The 14,868-nt window shown below is 69.2% G+C and carries 15 protein-coding genes and 1 pseudogene; 6 read left to right on the plus strand and 10 right to left on the minus strand.

Annotation, left to right across the window (positions count from 1 at the left end; genetic code table 11):
- Nucleotides 1-35: 35 nt before the first annotated feature.
- A complete protein-coding gene (locus FHY02_RS00275) occupies nucleotides 36-1,325 on the plus strand; it encodes an adenylosuccinate synthase (protein WP_183919419.1) in 1,290 nt (429 codons plus the stop codon).
- 48 nt (nucleotides 1,326-1,373) lie between these two features.
- Here the strand turns inward: FHY02_RS00275 and FHY02_RS00280 are convergent, their stop codons facing one another.
- The 6 genes from FHY02_RS00280 to FHY02_RS00305 all read right to left on the minus strand — a co-directional run bounded on the left by FHY02_RS00280 (nucleotide 1,374) and on the right by FHY02_RS00305 (nucleotide 6,470).
- Entirely contained in the window at nucleotides 1,374-1,811 is a 438-nt protein-coding gene (locus tag FHY02_RS00280; RefSeq protein WP_183919420.1) for a hypothetical protein, read from the minus strand.
- A gap of 81 nt (nucleotides 1,812-1,892) precedes the next feature.
- Nucleotides 1,893-2,960: a chorismate synthase gene (gene aroC, locus FHY02_RS00285; RefSeq protein WP_183919422.1), complete on the minus strand. Its 1,068-nt coding sequence runs from the start codon at nucleotides 2,958-2,960 to the stop codon at nucleotides 1,893-1,895.
- A 257-nt stretch (nucleotides 2,961-3,217) separates the two neighbouring features.
- On the minus strand, nucleotides 3,218-3,763 hold the full coding sequence (locus tag FHY02_RS00290) for a GNAT family N-acetyltransferase (RefSeq protein ID WP_183919424.1): 546 nt from the start codon (nucleotides 3,761-3,763) through the stop codon (nucleotides 3,218-3,220).
- On the minus strand, nucleotides 3,756-4,547 hold the full coding sequence (gene fabI, locus FHY02_RS00295) for an enoyl-ACP reductase FabI (RefSeq protein WP_183921342.1): 792 nt from the start codon (nucleotides 4,545-4,547) through the stop codon (nucleotides 3,756-3,758). The genes FHY02_RS00290 and fabI overlap by 8 nt, the downstream gene beginning before the upstream one ends.
- A gap of 22 nt (nucleotides 4,548-4,569) precedes the next feature.
- Nucleotides 4,570-5,532 (minus strand): YihY/virulence factor BrkB family protein, encoded by a 963-nt coding sequence (locus tag FHY02_RS00300; RefSeq protein WP_183919426.1) that lies wholly within the window; start codon nucleotides 5,530-5,532, stop codon nucleotides 4,570-4,572.
- Nucleotides 5,532-6,470 (minus strand): DnaJ C-terminal domain-containing protein, encoded by a 939-nt coding sequence (locus FHY02_RS00305; RefSeq protein WP_183919428.1) that lies wholly within the window; start codon nucleotides 6,468-6,470, stop codon nucleotides 5,532-5,534. Before FHY02_RS00305 ends, FHY02_RS00300 begins: the two co-directional genes overlap by 1 nt.
- A 177-nt stretch (nucleotides 6,471-6,647) precedes the next feature.
- Here FHY02_RS00305 and FHY02_RS00310 point away from each other — a divergent pair, with 177 nt between their 5' ends.
- The 5 genes from FHY02_RS00310 to queE all read left to right on the plus strand — a co-directional run bounded on the left by FHY02_RS00310 (nucleotide 6,648) and on the right by queE (nucleotide 11,769).
- Entirely contained in the window at nucleotides 6,648-7,841 is a 1,194-nt protein-coding gene (locus FHY02_RS00310; RefSeq protein WP_183919431.1) for an aspartate aminotransferase family protein, read from the plus strand.
- A 208-nt stretch (nucleotides 7,842-8,049) separates the two neighbouring features.
- The gene (gene argF / locus FHY02_RS00315; protein WP_183919433.1) at nucleotides 8,050-8,967 is read left to right on the plus strand and encodes an ornithine carbamoyltransferase; all 918 of its coding nucleotides are present in this window, start codon (nucleotides 8,050-8,052) and stop codon (nucleotides 8,965-8,967) included.
- A 200-nt stretch (nucleotides 8,968-9,167) separates the two neighbouring features.
- Nucleotides 9,168-10,079 (plus strand): Hsp33 family molecular chaperone HslO, encoded by a 912-nt coding sequence (locus tag FHY02_RS00320; RefSeq protein ID WP_183919435.1) that lies wholly within the window; start codon nucleotides 9,168-9,170, stop codon nucleotides 10,077-10,079.
- A 357-nt stretch (nucleotides 10,080-10,436) separates the two neighbouring features.
- On the plus strand, nucleotides 10,437-11,135 hold the full coding sequence (queC, locus tag FHY02_RS00325; protein WP_183919437.1) for a 7-cyano-7-deazaguanine synthase QueC: 699 nt from the start codon (nucleotides 10,437-10,439) through the stop codon (nucleotides 11,133-11,135).
- A gap of 1 nt (nucleotide 11,136) precedes the next feature.
- Nucleotides 11,137-11,769, plus strand: a complete 633-nt coding sequence (gene queE / locus FHY02_RS00330) for a 7-carboxy-7-deazaguanine synthase (RefSeq protein WP_183919439.1) — start codon at nucleotides 11,137-11,139, stop codon at nucleotides 11,767-11,769.
- 58 nt (nucleotides 11,770-11,827) lie between these two features.
- On the opposite strand, the pseudogene FHY02_RS00340 reads toward queE, so the two are convergent.
- The 4 genes and pseudogenes from FHY02_RS00340 to lipB form a co-directional block, all read right to left on the minus strand.
- Nucleotides 11,828-12,442 (minus strand): annotated as a pseudogene (locus FHY02_RS00340) (choice-of-anchor K domain-containing protein).
- Between the two features lie 482 nt (nucleotides 12,443-12,924).
- Complete coding sequence (locus tag FHY02_RS00345) at nucleotides 12,925-13,608, minus strand: hypothetical protein (RefSeq protein WP_183919445.1); 684 nt, start codon at nucleotides 13,606-13,608, stop codon at nucleotides 12,925-12,927.
- Nucleotides 13,609-13,836: 228 nt separating this feature from the next.
- A complete protein-coding gene (locus FHY02_RS00350) occupies nucleotides 13,837-14,085 on the minus strand; it encodes a hypothetical protein (RefSeq protein ID WP_132909422.1) in 249 nt (82 codons plus the stop codon).
- Between the two features lie 90 nt (nucleotides 14,086-14,175).
- Nucleotides 14,176-14,853: a lipoyl(octanoyl) transferase LipB gene (lipB, locus tag FHY02_RS00355; protein WP_183919447.1), complete on the minus strand. Its 678-nt coding sequence runs from the start codon at nucleotides 14,851-14,853 to the stop codon at nucleotides 14,176-14,178.
- Nucleotides 14,854-14,868: the final 15 nt, after the last annotated feature.

Below are 14,868 nucleotides of genomic sequence, written 5' to 3' on the forward strand. Positions count from 1 at the left end.
GCGCGGGTTCGCCCGGCAGGCGGAGACCTGTATCCATGGCCAACGTAGCAGTCATCGGCGCGCAATGGGGCGACGAGGGCAAGGGCAAGATCGTCGACTGGCTCGCGGAGCGCGCCGACGTCGTCGTGCGCTTCCAGGGCGGGCATAATGCCGGGCACACACTCGTCGTCGGTGAGTCGGTCTACAAGCTCTCGCTGCTGCCCTCCGGCATCGTGCGTGGCACGCCGTCGGTGATCGGCAACGGCGTGGTGCTCGATCCCTGGGCGCTCAAGGCCGAGATCGAGCGGCTCGCCGCGCAGGGCGTGGTCGCCACACCCGAGACGCTGCGGATCGCGGACAATTGCGCGCTGATCCTGCCGTTCCACCGCGACCTCGACGGTATGCGCGAGGATGCCAGCGGCGCCGGCAAGATCGGCACGACACGGCGCGGCATCGGCCCCGCCTATGAGGACAAGGTTGGCCGCCGCGCGCTGCGCGTCTGTGACCTCGCGCACCTCGACGATCTCGGGCCGCAGCTCGACCGGCTCACCGCGCATCATGACGCGCTGCGCGCCGGCTTCGGCGAGGCGCCGATCGACCGCGACGCGCTGGTCGCCGAGCTGCGCGCCATCGCCGACTTCGTGCTGCCCTTCGCCAAGCCGGTGTGGCGCGACCTCAATGCCGCCAAGGAGGCGGGCAAGCGCATCCTGTTCGAGGGTGCGCAGGGCGTGCTGCTCGACATCGACCACGGTACCTACCCGTTCGTCACCTCGTCGAACACGATCGCGGGCACTGCGGCGGGCGGCTCGGGGCTCGGCCCGGCGGCGGTGGGGTTCGTACTGGGGATCGCCAAGGCCTATACCACGCGGGTCGGCTCCGGGCCCTTTCCGACCGAGCTCGAGGACTCGACCGGCGAGCGGCTCGGCACGCGCGGGCACGAGTTCGGCACGGTAACGGGGCGCAAGCGGCGCTGCGGCTGGTTCGATGCGGTGCTGGTGCGCCAGTCGGCGGCGGTTGGCGGCATCACGGGGATCGCGCTGACCAAGATCGACGTGCTCGACGGGTTGGACGAGGTGCGAATCTGCACCGGCTATCGTCTGCGCGGCGAGGTGATCGACTATTTTCCGTCCCACGCGGCGGACCAGGCGCTGGTCGAGCCCGTCTATGAGACGATCGAGGGCTGGCAGGAGTCGACCGCGGGCGCGCGGAGCTGGGCCGATCTGCCAGCGCAGGCAATCAAATATATCCGTCGCGTCGAGGAATTGATCCGTTGCCCCGTCGCGCTGGTGTCGACCAGCCCGGAGCGTGAGGACACCATCCTGGTGCGCGACCCCTTCGCCGACTGATCGCGGCACGACCCCCGTGCGATCGCACGGGGGTCGGCATCGGCGAGGTTACTGCGGCGACTGCGGCGTCGTCGCCATCGGGTCGGCGCCGGTGGTGCGCGGGTTGTTCTGCGACATTGGCGCGACCGTCGGGTCCGGGTTCATCGTCTGGGTCGAGGGATCCGGTGTCGTGCTCGTGCTCGGCTGGCTCATGGTCGAGCGGTTACGCGACGAGCGGCGCGACTCACGGGTAGAGCGCGGCGACGTCGTCGACATTGTGTCCGACCGCGTGCTCTGGGTGGTGGTGCCGGTCGAACCGGGCTGCTGCGTCGTGCCCATCGTGCCCTGGTCCATGCCGGTGCCCGACTGACCCATGCCGGTGCTCGACTGGCCCATGCCGGTGCCCATGCCGCCGCCGGTGCTGCCGCCCGTGCCGCCGGTCGTCTGTGCCGAGGCGACGGCGGGCAAAGCGAGTGCGGCCGCGGCCGCGATCACGAGAATGCGCATGAGAACCTCTCCTTGTGTGTGCGGTCCGAACGAAGCGCACGAAGCAGGTGTTCCAGTCATTTCTTGCCTAAATTAACCAACTTATCCGCATTGGGCGCGGTGGAGCAAGGCCTGGTCGGCGAGCACCAGCGCGACCATCGCCTCCACCACCGGCACGCCGCGGATGCCGACACAGGGGTCGTGCCGGCCCTTGGTCGCGATCTCGGTCGCCTCGCCCTCCCGCGTGACGGTCTCGACCGGGGTGAGGATCGAACTGGTCGGCTTGAACGCGACGCGAACGCGGACCGGCTGGCCGGTCGCGATCCCGCCGGCGATCCCTCCGGCGTGATTGGCGAGGAAGGCAGGGCCGTCCGCGCCGGGGCGCATCGCATCGGCGTTCTGCTCGCCCGAGAGCGCCGCCGCGGCGAAGCCGTCACCGATCTCGACGCCCTTGACCGCGTTGATCGACATGCACGCCGCGGCGAGCTCGCTGTCGAGCTTGGCGTAAAGCGGCGCGCCCCAGCCCGCGGGGACACCGGTCGCCTCGCACACCACCACCGCGCCGAGCGAGGAACCGGCCTTGCGCGCGGCGTCGACAGTCTCTTCCCAGCGCGCCGCCGCGGCGGGGTCGGGGCAGAAGAAGGGGTTGGTGTCGATCGCGGCGTCGTCGAACGCCGCCGGGTCGATCGCATCGCCGCCGATCGCCTCGACCCAGGCGCGCACGCGCACCTGCGGCACCACCAGCCGCGCCACCGCGCCGGCGGCGACGCGCGCGGCGGTCTCGCGCGCGGACGAGCGGCCGCCGCCGCGATAATCGCGGAAGCCGTATTTCGCGTCATAGGCGTAGTCGGCGTGGCCGGGTCGATAGGCGAGCGCGACGTCGGAATAGTCCTTGGAGCGCTGGTCGACGTTCTCGATCATCAGGCTGATCGGCGTGCCGGTGGTACGCCCCTCGAACACGCCCGAGAGGATGCGCACCTGATCGGGCTCGCGCCGCTGCGTGGTGAAGCGCGACTGGCCAGGGCGGCGCCGGTCGAGCCAAGGCTGGATGTCGTCCTCGCTCAGCGCGATCCCCGGCGGGCAGCCGTCCACCACCGCGCCCAGCGCCGGCCCGTGGCTCTCGCCCCAGGTGGTGAAGCGGAACACGCGGCCGAAGGTGTTGTAGCTCATGCGCGGAGGTCCGAATGTTGCGAATGTTGAGTCGCTGGCGCGTCGGGACTCAACGTTCGCGGGCGGCCAGCATGGGACATGGCGCGCGCTGTGCCAGAAGCACGCGGGTTAGGACAGGGGGCGAAGGTAGGGGCTTAATGCAGCTGTTTTCCGTGAAGGCCGGGCCCAGTTGGGGGAGGCTGGTGAGAGCCGCCGCGGCTTTCCCACCTGGGCCCCGGCCTTCGCCGGGGAACGGCAACAGGCAGCGTGGTGTCCGCTCACCCTCCGCCGAGCACCGCGAAGGCGTCGGCGTGGCGCGCGTCGCCGCGGACTCCGCACGGCATCAGCCCACCCTGCAACGGCAGCGCGAGCAGATGCTCGCCGGCATAGGGCGAGACGAAGTTGGCCGCGTAATCCTCGTGAAAGCCGAAGCGCCGATAGTAGGCCGCCTCGCCCAGCACGAAGCACAGCACCACGCGCTCGGCCTCGAGCCGCTCGAGTCCGGCCTGGACCAGCGCCTCGCCGACGCCGCGGCGGCGATAGGCCGGCGCCACCGCGAGCGGCGCGAGCGCCACCGCGGGAACGGCGCGATCGTTCACCGTCACCGCCATGCGGCTGAACGCCACCGCGCCGACGATCGCGCCGGTGGCGCCGTCGACCGCCGCCATCATCAGCACCATCGCGCCGTCGACGCACAGCCGCCGCACCAGATCGGCCTCGTCGGCCCGCGCGAAACAGGTGCGCAGCAGCGAGTCGATCCCCGCCACGTCTTCCCCGCGCGCGGGGCGGACGATCAGCTCGGCCGGGGCGCCCGCCTCAGGCAAGCGCGATGTCCGGCGCGTCCTCCGCCTTCATGCCGATGACGTTGTAGCCCGCGTCGACATGGTGGATCTCGCCGGTGACGCCGCTGGCGAGCTGGCTGAGCAGGTACAGACCCGCGCCGCCGACCTCGTCGATCGAGACGGTGCGACGCAGCGGCGCGTTGAGTTCGTTCCACTTGAGGATGTAGTTGAAGTCGCCGATGCCGCGCGCCGCCAGCGTCTGGATCGGTCCTGCCGAGATCGCGTTGATGCGGATGTTCTCGGGCCCGAGATCGACCGCGAGATATTTGACGCTCGTCTCCAGCGCGGCCTTGGCGACACCCATCACGTTGTAGTGCGGGATCACCTTCTCGGCGCCGTAGTAGGTCAGCGTCAGGATCGCGCCGCCGTTGGGCATCATGCGGCGCGCACGCTGCGCCACCGCGACCAGCGAATAGGCCGAGACGTTCATCGTCATCAGGAAATTGTCGAGCGTGGTGTCGTAATAGCGCCCGCGCAGCTGCGACTTGTCGGAGAAGCCGATGGCGTGGACGACGAAATCGATCGTCGGCCATTCCTGTGCCAGCGCGGCGAAGGTGTCGTCCAAAGCGGCCATGTCGGAGACGTCGCAGTCGAACAGCCGCGCCACGCCGAGCTGCTCGGCGAGCGGGCGCACGCGCTTCTCCATCGCCGCGCCCTGGTAGGAGAAGGCCAGCTCGGCGCCGGCCTCGCTGAGCTGCTTGGCGATCCCCCAGGCCAGCGACTTGTCATTGGCGAGCCCCATGATCAGCCCGCGCTTGCCCCCCATCAGTCCGTTCACGAAGCCACCATCATTGTTCATCATTATCGTCGGGCCCCTCTACAACGGCTGCGGGCGGCTCCGCCAGTGCCGCGTTCAGGTGAGCGCCGAACACCAGGCCAAGGCCGATCAGATAGAAGAACAGCAGCATCACCACCACCCCGGCGAGGCTACCATAGGTGAGATCATAGCCGCCGAGCTGCGACAGCACCCAGGGCAGGCCGGCGGTCATGCTCACCCACCACAATGTCGTGAACAGCGCGCCGGGCCATTTCTTGCTCTCGCTGCGGCGATAGCGGCCGGGCGTGACCGAGTAGAACAGCATGTACAGCGCGCCGAACATGACCACCGCCGGCACCAGCCGCGCGAGGTTGAGCCACTCCGCGACATGCTGCGCGACCGGCAGCAGGCGGTAGATGAACTGCTCGGCCGCGATCAGCAGACCCTGAACCAGGAAGGAGAAGAGCGCGATCACGATCGAGCCCACGATCGCGAGGCTAAGGCCGAGCCGGGCGCGCCACAGCGACTGCGACGAGCGCGTGCCATAGGCGCGGCGGAAGATGTCGCGGATCGTCTCGGCGAAGCTGCCGACCGTCCACAATCCCACCAGCGCGCCGAACCACAGAAGCGAGCCGGTGCGCGCCTGGAGCACGTTGCGGATCGGCTCGCGCAGGATCGCGCCGACATCGCGCGGCAGCACCGACAGGAAGCTGGCGACCCCGCGCTGCACCTCGTCGGTCTGGCCGAACAGCGAGGCGACCGCGGCAGCGACAATGAAGAACGGGAACACCGTCATCAGCGCGAGATAGGCGAGGTTGCCGGCGTGGATGAAGCCGTCGGTGTAGACGCCGACGACAGCGCGCTTCACCACCGTCCAGCTGTAGCTGCCGGGCCGGACGTGCGAGAGTTGGCGGTCGAGGCGCCGTCGCGCGGCACCGTGATGGCGCGCGCGATCCTCAGGCGTGAGCGTGGGAGGGGCGTCCTTCACCCACATCAGACTCCCATGTTCGCGCGCGGGTTCCCCCCGCCGGTCCAGCCCGCCACGAACGACTTCAGTGCGGCGTCGTCGGCGGGCACGTCGATCACCAGGCGGACGAGCTGGTCACCCCGACCGCCAGCCTTGCGGTGGAAGCCCTTGCCCTTGAGTCGCAGCGTCTTGCCCGAGGTGGAGCCGGGCGGCACCGTGAGCATCACCGGCTTGTCGACGGTCGGCACCTTGACCGCGCCGCCCTCGACGGCTTCCTTGAGCGAGACGGGCAGGTCGAGCCGGACGTCGTCGCCCTCGCGCGTGAAGAAGCGGTGCGGCTGGATCTCGATCGTCACGATCGCGTCGCCGGGGCCGCCGGCGCCCGGATCGCCCTTGCCGGAGAGGCGCATCTGCGTGCCGGTGTCGACCCCGGCGGGCAGCTTGAGGTCGATCGTGCTGCCGTCGGCCAGGGTCACGCGCTGCGGCGCGAGCGCGGCGGCGTCGGCGAAGGGCACTTGGAGGCGGTAGGCGACATTGCCGCCCTTGGGCGGGGGACCGGCGTTGCGCCGGCCGAAACCGCTGGCGAAGCCGCCACCGCCGCCGCCCCGGCCGCCGAACAGCCCCTCGAAGATATCGGACATGTCCGGCGCCTCGCCGCCGCCCATGTCGAACTGCTGAGAGCGGAAGCCTCCCGCGCCGCCCGGCCGCGCGCCGCCGGCACCGTAGCCGAACGGCGCGGTGGGATTGCCGTCGCCGTCGATCTCGCCGCGGTCGTATCGCGCGCGCTTGTCCTTGTCGGTCAGCAGGTCATAGGCCGAGGTCACCTGGCCGAACCGCTCCGCCGCCTTGGAATTGCCCTGGTTGCGGTCGGGATGCAGCTCCTTGGCGAGCTTGCGATAGGCTTTCTTGATGTCCGCCTCGCTGGCGCCGCGCGCCACGCCCAGCGTCGCATATGGATCGGCCATGGATTCCCCGAATGGTGTATTACTTCCCTATGTGGGATAGTCGAGGCACGAGCGCAATCGCCGCGTCGGCGCAAGCGCTCTCGCGCGCGGTGTTGACCCGCTGCGGCGGGCCACCGTAGAAGACGGGCCGGGGCGGTCCGGTCGGGCCGCCCTTGTTCTTTCCGAGGAGAAGGCCCCGTGTCGTCCACCCCTGCGCTGATGCCCGTCTATCCGCGGTGCGGCGTGCGCCCGGTGCGAGGCGAGGGCGTCTATCTCTACGGCGAGGACGGCGAGCAGTACCTCGACTTCGCCAGCGGCATCGCGGTCAACGCGCTGGGCCACGGGCACCCGAAGCTAGTCAAGGCGATCGCGGACCAGGCCGCGACGCTGATGCACACCAGCAACCTCTACGGCAGCCCGCAGGGCGAGCATCTCGCGCAGCGGCTGGTCGATCACACCTTCGCCGACACGGTGTTCTTCACCAACTCGGGCGCCGAGGCGGTGGAGTGCGCGATCAAGACCGCGCGGCGCTATCACTATGCCAACGGCAACCCGCAGCGGCACGACCTGATCACCTTCGATACGGCCTTTCACGGCCGCACGCTCGGCGCGATCTCGGCGACCAACCAGGCCAAGATGCGCGACGGCTTCGAGCCGCTGCTGCCCGGCTTCAAGTATGCCACGTTCAACGACCTCGCGGGCGCGCTCGCGCTGATCGACGACCATACCGCCGGTTTCCTGGTCGAGCCGATCCAGGGCGAGGGCGGCATCCGCCCGGCGTCGGAGGAGTTCCTCCGCGGCCTGCGCGCCGCGTGCGACGAGCACGGGCTGCTGCTGGTGCTCGACGAGGTGCAGGCGGGCTATGGCCGTACCGGCAAGTTCTTCGCGCACGAGCTGTATGGCATCACGCCCGACATCATGGCGGTGGCCAAGGGGATCGGCGGCGGCTTCCCGCTCGGCGCATGCCTTGCCACCGCCGAGGCGGCCAAGGGCATGGTGTTCGGCACGCACGGCTCGACCTATGGCGGCAACCCGCTGGCGATGGCGGCGGGCGAGGCCGTGCTCGACGTGATCCTGGAGGACGGCTTCCTCGACCAGGTGGCACGGATGGGCGAGCGGCTGCGCGCCTCGCTCGAGCAGCTGATCCCCAACCACGATCACCTGTTCGATCACGTCCGCGGCCACGGGCTGATGCTCGGCATCAAGCTGAAGAGCGACAGTCGCCGCTTCGTCGCGCACTGCCGCGACCAGCACGGGCTGCTGCTGGTCGCGGCGGGTGAGAATGTCGTCCGCGTGCTGCCGCCGCTGGTGATCGACGAGAGCCATATCGCCGAGTGCGTCGAGAAGCTGAGCGAGGCCGCGCGGGTCTACGTGCCGGTGGCCGACGAGTGATGTAAGCTGCTCCCCGCTCGCGGGGAGGGGGACCGCCGCGCGTCAGCGCGGTGGTGGAGGGGGACCTCCGCGAACGCTGCTCTGTGTGGAGGCCCCCTCCACCACTCGCTACGCGAGCGGTCCCCCGTGGCAGGTCGATCATGCCCCCGGCATGATCTCGACTTGCCGGGGGCACGTCGCCCTGCCACTCCATTCGGGGAGGATTTAAGTGCGCCATTTCCTGAGCCTCAGCGACGCCGGTGGCGACGCGATCGCCGCCATGCTGGCCGACGCGCTGGAGCGCAAACAGGCGCGCGCGGGCTGGCCCAAGGGCCGCGCCGACGCCGACGCGCCGCTCGCCGGCCGCGTGCTGGCGATGATCTTCGAGAAGAACTCGACCCGCACCCGCGTCAGCTTCGACATGGCGATCCGCCAGCTCGGCGGCCAATCGATCGTGATGGAGGCAGGGCAGATGCAGCTCGGCCGCGGCGAGACGGTGGCGGACACCGCGCGCGTGCTCTCGGGCTATGTCGACGCGATCATGATCCGCACCGACGACCACGCCAAGCTGGAGGAGATGGCGGCGCACGCCAGCGTGCCCGTGATCAACGGCCTCACCGATGAGTCGCACCCGTGCCAGATCATGGCCGACCTGCTCACCATCGTGGAGAGCGGGCGGCAGCTGCCGGGGCTCAAGGTGGCGTGGCTCGGCGACGGCAACAACGTGCTCGCCTCGATCGTCGAGGCGGCGGCGCTGCTTCATTTCGACGTGGTCGCGGCCTGCCCGCAGGGGTTCCAGCCCGAGGAGGAGGCGATCGTCCGCGCCTCGGGTCGCGCGCGCGTCGTCGCCGACCCGCGCGAGGCGGTCGCCGATGCCGACGTCGTCGTCACCGACACCTGGATTTCGATGGGCCAGGCGCAGGCCGAGACCAAGCTGCGCGCGATGATGCCCTATCAGGTCGACGCCGCGCTGATGGCGGCGGCCAAGCCCGGCGCCGCCTTCCTCCACTGCCTCCCCGCGCACCGCGGCGAGGAGGTCACGCCCGAGGTGATCGACGGCCCGCAATCGCTGATCTGGCAGGAGGCGGAGAACCGGCTTCACGCGCAGAAATCGGTGCTGCGCTGGTGCTTCGGCCAGATCGGTTGATCGGCGCGGCGCGGCTTCCCAGATAATCGGAACTCGACCGCCGCCTCTTCTCTCTCCGTCATGCCAGACTCGACCTGGCATCCATGGTGCCGCACGCGCGACCGGCCGCAGCGTTCGCGGAACGATGGACCCCGGAACACGTCCGGGGCGACGCGGGAGGGTGGTGAGCCGGTCCCACCGTTCGCCAGCACGAGGCAGCCTTGACCGATACCAACGCCCCCGACCTCGACCGCGCGCTCGGCTTCACCATCCCCGCGCAGCACGCGCGCGGGCGCGTGGTGCGGCTCGGGCCGACGCTCGACACCATCCTCGCCGCGCACGCCTATCCGCCCGCGATCGAGAAGCTGCTCGCCGAGGCGCTGACGCTCACCGCGCTGATCGGCAGCACGCTCAAGGACCCGCAGGGCCAGCTCACCATGCAGACGCAGACCGAGGCCGGGGTCGTCACCTTGCTGGTGTGCGACTATCGCGGCGGCGAGGTGCGCGGCTATATCCAGTATGACGCCGAGCGGCTGGCGCAGGCACCCGCGGAGCCGTCACTGTTCGCGCTGTTCGGCAAGGGGTATCTCGCGATCACTTTCGATCTCGCCACCACCGGCGAGCGCTACCAGGGAATCGTCCCGCTCGACGGCGACACGCTGAGCGAGGCGGCACAGAGCTATTTCTACCAGTCGGAGCAGATCCCGACGCTGGTGCGCGTCGGCCTGCGCAAGAGCGCGGACGGGCGCTGCGTCGCGGGCGGTCTGCTGCTCCAGCACCTGCCCGAGGGCGAGGAAGGCCGCGAGCGGCTCCATACCAAGCTCGATCATCCCGAGTGGGAGCATGTCGAGGCGCTCGGCCGGACGATGGGGGAGGACGAACTCGCCGACCCGGCCGTGCCGCTCGAGACCTTGGTGTGGCGGCTGTTCAACGAGGAGGCCGAGGTGCGCGTGCTCGCGGGCCAGGCGCTGGTGAAGGGGTGCCGCTGCGACGTCGACTATATCCGCTCGGTGCTGGCGCGCTTCCCACTCGAGGAGCGGCTGGCGATGGCGGACGAGAGCGGCGTGATCGCGGTCGACTGCGCCTTCTGCTCGACCAGCTTCCCGGTGCGCGCGGACGAACTGGTGGGGTGAGGGGGGTGCGGCGTGCGTGAGCCTTGTGGAGCGGGGCATGCTTCGAGACGGCCCTTCGACAAGCTCAGTGCCTCCTCAGCACGAACGGCATCTCCTTTTTCACCCCGTTCTCGTGCTGAGGAGAGGCTGAGCCTGTCGAAGCCTCGTCTCGAAGCGCTGCCACGCACGTCGCGATCCGCGACTTCAGGCAGCTCACACCGTTATCCTGATCTTAACCTTCTTCCCCCATAAGCGACCTCGTGCTGTTCATGCGGCACGCTCTCTCCCTAGCTTGACCGCTCAAGCTCCTCACGGGCCGCCCTCGGGCGGCCCTTTTTCTTGCGCTCGTGCGCGCGAAGGCCTAGCTGGCGCCGCATCATGACCCATTTGACCCCCGCCGTCGCGCTCGTCTCGGGCGGGCTCGACTCGCTGGTGTCCGCCGCGCTCGCGCGCGAGGCGGGGCACCCGCTGCTCGCGCTCTCGATCGACTATAACCAGCGCCACCAGGTCGAGCTCGCCGCCGCGCGCCGCATCGCGCACGCGCTCGGCGCGACGCGCCACGTCGTGCTGCCGATCGACCTCTCGGCCTTCGGCGGTTCGGCGCTGACCGATCGCGACATCGACGTTCCCAAGGACGGCGTCGATGGCTCCATCCCGGTCACCTACGTGCCTGCGCGCAACACGATCTTCCTCAGCCTGGCGCTCGGCTGGGCCGAGGCGGCGGGTGCCCGCGACATCTATCTCGGCGTCAACGCGCTCGATTACTCCGGTTATCCCGACTGCCGCCCCGAGTTCATCGCGGCGTACGAGCGGCTCGCCGAGCTCGCCACCAAGGCGGGCGTCGAGGGCCAGCCGTTCCGCTTCCAGGCGCCGCTCCAGCACATGACCAAGGCCGATATCGTGCGCGAGGGCGCGCGGCTCGGGCTCGACATGGGGATGAGCTGGTCATGCTACGATCCCGCGCCGGGCGGGCTGCACTGCGGGCGCTGCGACAGCTGCCGCCTGCGTCACAAAGGCTTCGTCGAGTCCGGCGTGCCCGACCCGACCGGCTATGCGGTGACCCCGCCGGTCGATTGAGATGAGCTACGCGGTCAAGGAGATGTTCCTGACGCTCCAGGGTGAGGGCGTGCAGGCGGGGCGGCGCGCGGTGTTCGTGCGCTTCGCCGGCTGCAATCTGTGGAGCGGGCGCGAGCAGGACCGTGCGACCGCGGTGTGCCGCTTCTGCGACACCGATTTCGTCGGTGTCGACGGCGCGGGCGGTGGGCGCTTCGCCGATGCCGCGGCGCTGGTCGCGGCAGCGGCGGGCTTTTGGGGGCCGGAGCGTGAGCGTCGCTTCGTGGTGCTGACCGGGGGCGAGCCGATGCTCCAGGTCGACGATGCCCTCGTCGACGCGCTCCACGCAGCCGGGTTCGAGATCGCGATCGAGAGCAACGGCACGCTGCCGGTCCATCCCGGGATCGACTGGGTGTGCATCAGCCCCAAAGCCGGTAGCGAGACGGTGCAGCGCTCGGGCGACGAGCTGAAGCTCGTCTGGCCGCAGCCCGGCACCAACCTGGACACGGTGGAGGGCTGGGCTTTCCGCCACTTCCTGCTCCAGCCGCTCGACGACGCCGCGGGGGAGGCGAACGTCGCGGCGGCGATGGCGCTGGTGATGGCGCGTCCGCGCTGGCGCTTGTCGCTCCAGACGCACAAGCTGCTGGGGCTGCGCTGACAGCGCGGAACGCGGGTCCTCGGTGCAACCCGACGACCCGCGCGCCGCTAATCGTCGATCAGACCAAGGCCGCCGGCATGTCGCGCCGGCGCGAGCGCATCGCGACGCCGATCATCGCGAAGCCGATCAGCATCATCGCCCAGGTGCCGGGCTCGGGCACGGCACTGAGCACGCCGAACACGTCGGCGGTCGCGCTCTAGCCCTCGCGGACGTGGAACTCGCTCACCGAGGAGTTGAGGTAGCCGTCGCCGCGGACATTGTCGAAACCGCGCAGCTCGAACTGATACGCTTGCCCGTCGACCACGAAATTGTTGCTGCTCTGCAGCGAGGGCAGATAGACATAATCGGCGTTCGCGTCCGCGCTGCCGGTGTTGGGCGTGCTGTACAGCCCGAGCGCGAAACTCTTCGCCAACAAGCCGATCGCGGGGTTGGCGAAGTTGAGCCCGAGGTTGAGCATCAGCCCGGTCAGCTCGGTGCCGTCGAGGATCGTGCCATTATAATAGGAGATCGAGCCGACCTTGGACTGCTCGCCGAGCAGCGCGTAGAGGGGTGTATTCGACTGAAAGCTCAGCGCGTTCGCCTTGTAGCCCGTCTGGGGCGTGCCCCAGATGACATGATCGCTGCCGATGCCGGTGGACACGCCGGCCTTTCCGGATGGGAACGTCACCAGCAAGTGGGGGCCGCCGGAAAAACCTTTACGCGTTAGGTTGTTACGCCCATTTGCCTGCAGTGTTGGTCAGCCGGCACTTGCCGGCGTCAGGCAGCATCTCTTGCATAGTTTTCTTGCTGAAGCGACGAGTTCGGCTTCCCGGCCGCCGCTGACATCGCGATCGAGGTGCGGCGACGCCAGCTAAGACGCCGGGTGTCGGCGGATGGCAGCCGCGCCGTCAACAAAGTCGGCGCCGGTGTCATTCCCGGCGCGACGGTGGCAGGCGCTCCCAAGGTCCGATCCGTCGACACCGAAGCGTGCTCCGGCGAACGCCGGAGTTCAGGGCCGCGGGAAAGGCGCTCGTGGCTCTTGGCTCCTGCTTGTGCAGGAGCACGCCAGCGCCTCGCCTGCGATGGATCGTCCGCTCGTTGAGAAGCTGCGCCTGGACCTGGCCTTCCGAGCGGACCGTGCGGAAGGGGAGGGCGCCGCGCCGGCGCCCTCGTGGATCAGCGCGCGGCGTAGACCACCGGGGTCAGCGGCGCGCCGCACTTCTGCTCGACGAACAGCCCCTTCTTCCAGCACGCCTCATCGAAGCGCGGCAGCGTCGCGGGCAACACCTGGAGCGAGGGGAATTGCTGCTCGCCGTACGGCTTGAGGCTGCTGCGCAGCTCGCGCATGCGCGCCATCGCGACGTCACCGAAGCCGCCGCGCGGCGCGTAGAGCGCGTCGCGGCCGATGCTGGCCGCGGTGGCGCAGAAGTTGAATTGCGCCGCGACCGTGGCGAAGCCCGAATAGGTGCGCGTACCGAACTGGTCGAGTGCGGTCTGACCATCCTTCTTGGTCTTGGCGATCCGGGTGAAATATTTGCCCAGCGTGTCGAACGAATTCTGCAGCTCGACGCGATGGTCGGCCAGGATCGCGTTGTAATTCTGGACCGTCAGCAGCGTCGGCTCGAACTGGCATTGCAGCGCGGCGACGTTGAGCGCGGCGCGCATGTTCCACACCACGCCGGCGCGCAGTTCCGCGGGCGTGGCGCCGGGCAGCGGATGCCCCATGCCGTCCTCGTTCCCGATGATCGGTTCGCCGCGCAAATCCTTCGATTTGAAGAAGAATTGCGCAGAAGCCGGCGTCGTCGCCAGCACCCCAGCCGCCAGCGCCACCCAGGCTCCGACGATCCCCACCTTCAGCATTCCCCAACACTCCTCGTCACGGCTACGGCCGCGCCGTCCTTTTACGTCAGACTGGGTAAATGGCCCAAGAACATTCTGTCGCGCAAATAATTCATTCCGGCGTGTGGCGTCGCCGCCACGAGGTTGCTTGTTGACCTCGCGTAACGACATGCGCCTTCGGAAGACAAAAGAAGAGGCCGCCCGGTTTCCCGCGCGGCCCCGTCAACACAATCGCCGGTGTGCGGCAGATTACATCGCGTTCGACATGTTCGACATCATCATGTCGTTGCCCATGGTGTCATTCGCCATCATGCCGCCGTTCATCGCGCCGTCAACGGCGGTCATGTTGTCGGTCATGGTGTCCATGCCCTCGGTGGCGTTCATGTCGGTGATCATGGTGTTCTCGCTGGTCTCGGTCTTCGAACCGCACGCCGAGACGGCGAGAGCGGCTGCCGCGAGCGCCGAACCGCCGAGGATCTTGGTGATGACTGCACGCATGAATTTGCTCCCTAGACTGTGGATTTGGCGACCACCCGGCCGTTTTTTATCCCAAACCGGCGTAGACATTAATCGCAGATGACCGCCCTCTCAAGCCTCGTTTTCACCGACGCAAGTCAGGCTTTGCAGAAAGGCGTCGGCGGTCAACGTCAACGCTGCGTCGAAAGTTGCAAATTCGTGCGGTGAACCGAGCGCAGCGGCGCTGGTGACCGGATAGTCGGCGAGACCGCACGGCACGATGCCGCCGAAATGCGCGAGGTCGGGCGCGAGATTGACCGAGAAGCCGTGCAGCGTCACCCAGCGGCGCACGCGGATGCCGATCGCGCCGATCTTGGCCTCGGCGCCGGCGCGGTCGCGCGTCCAGATGCCGATCCGGCCGGGCGCGCGAAACGCCGCGATGTCCAGCTCGGCCAGCGCCGCGATCAGCCAGCCCTCCAGCGCGTGGACGAAGCACCGCACGTCGCGGCCGCGCCGATTGAGATCGAGCATGAGGTAGCCGACGCGCTGACCCGGGCCGTGATAGGTGTAGCGCCCTCCGCGCCCCGCCGGCACGACGGGGAAGCGCGGGTCGACCAGTTCGCGCGGGTCGGCGCTGGTGCCCGCGGTGTAGACCGGCGGGTGCTCGAGCAGCCACACCAGCTCGCGCGCCTCGCCCGCGGCGATCGCGGCGGCGCGCGCCTCCATCGCCTGCAGCGCGGCGGCATAGTCGGTGAGCCCCGGCGACACGCGCCACTCCACGTCCTCGATCATCGTCGCGCGCTGCTGCATCCTGGCCAGATGTGC

It is taken from the genome of Sphingomonas sp. BK069, assembly GCF_014193405.1.
Classification (GTDB): Bacteria; Pseudomonadota; Alphaproteobacteria; order Sphingomonadales; family Sphingomonadaceae; genus Sphingomonas.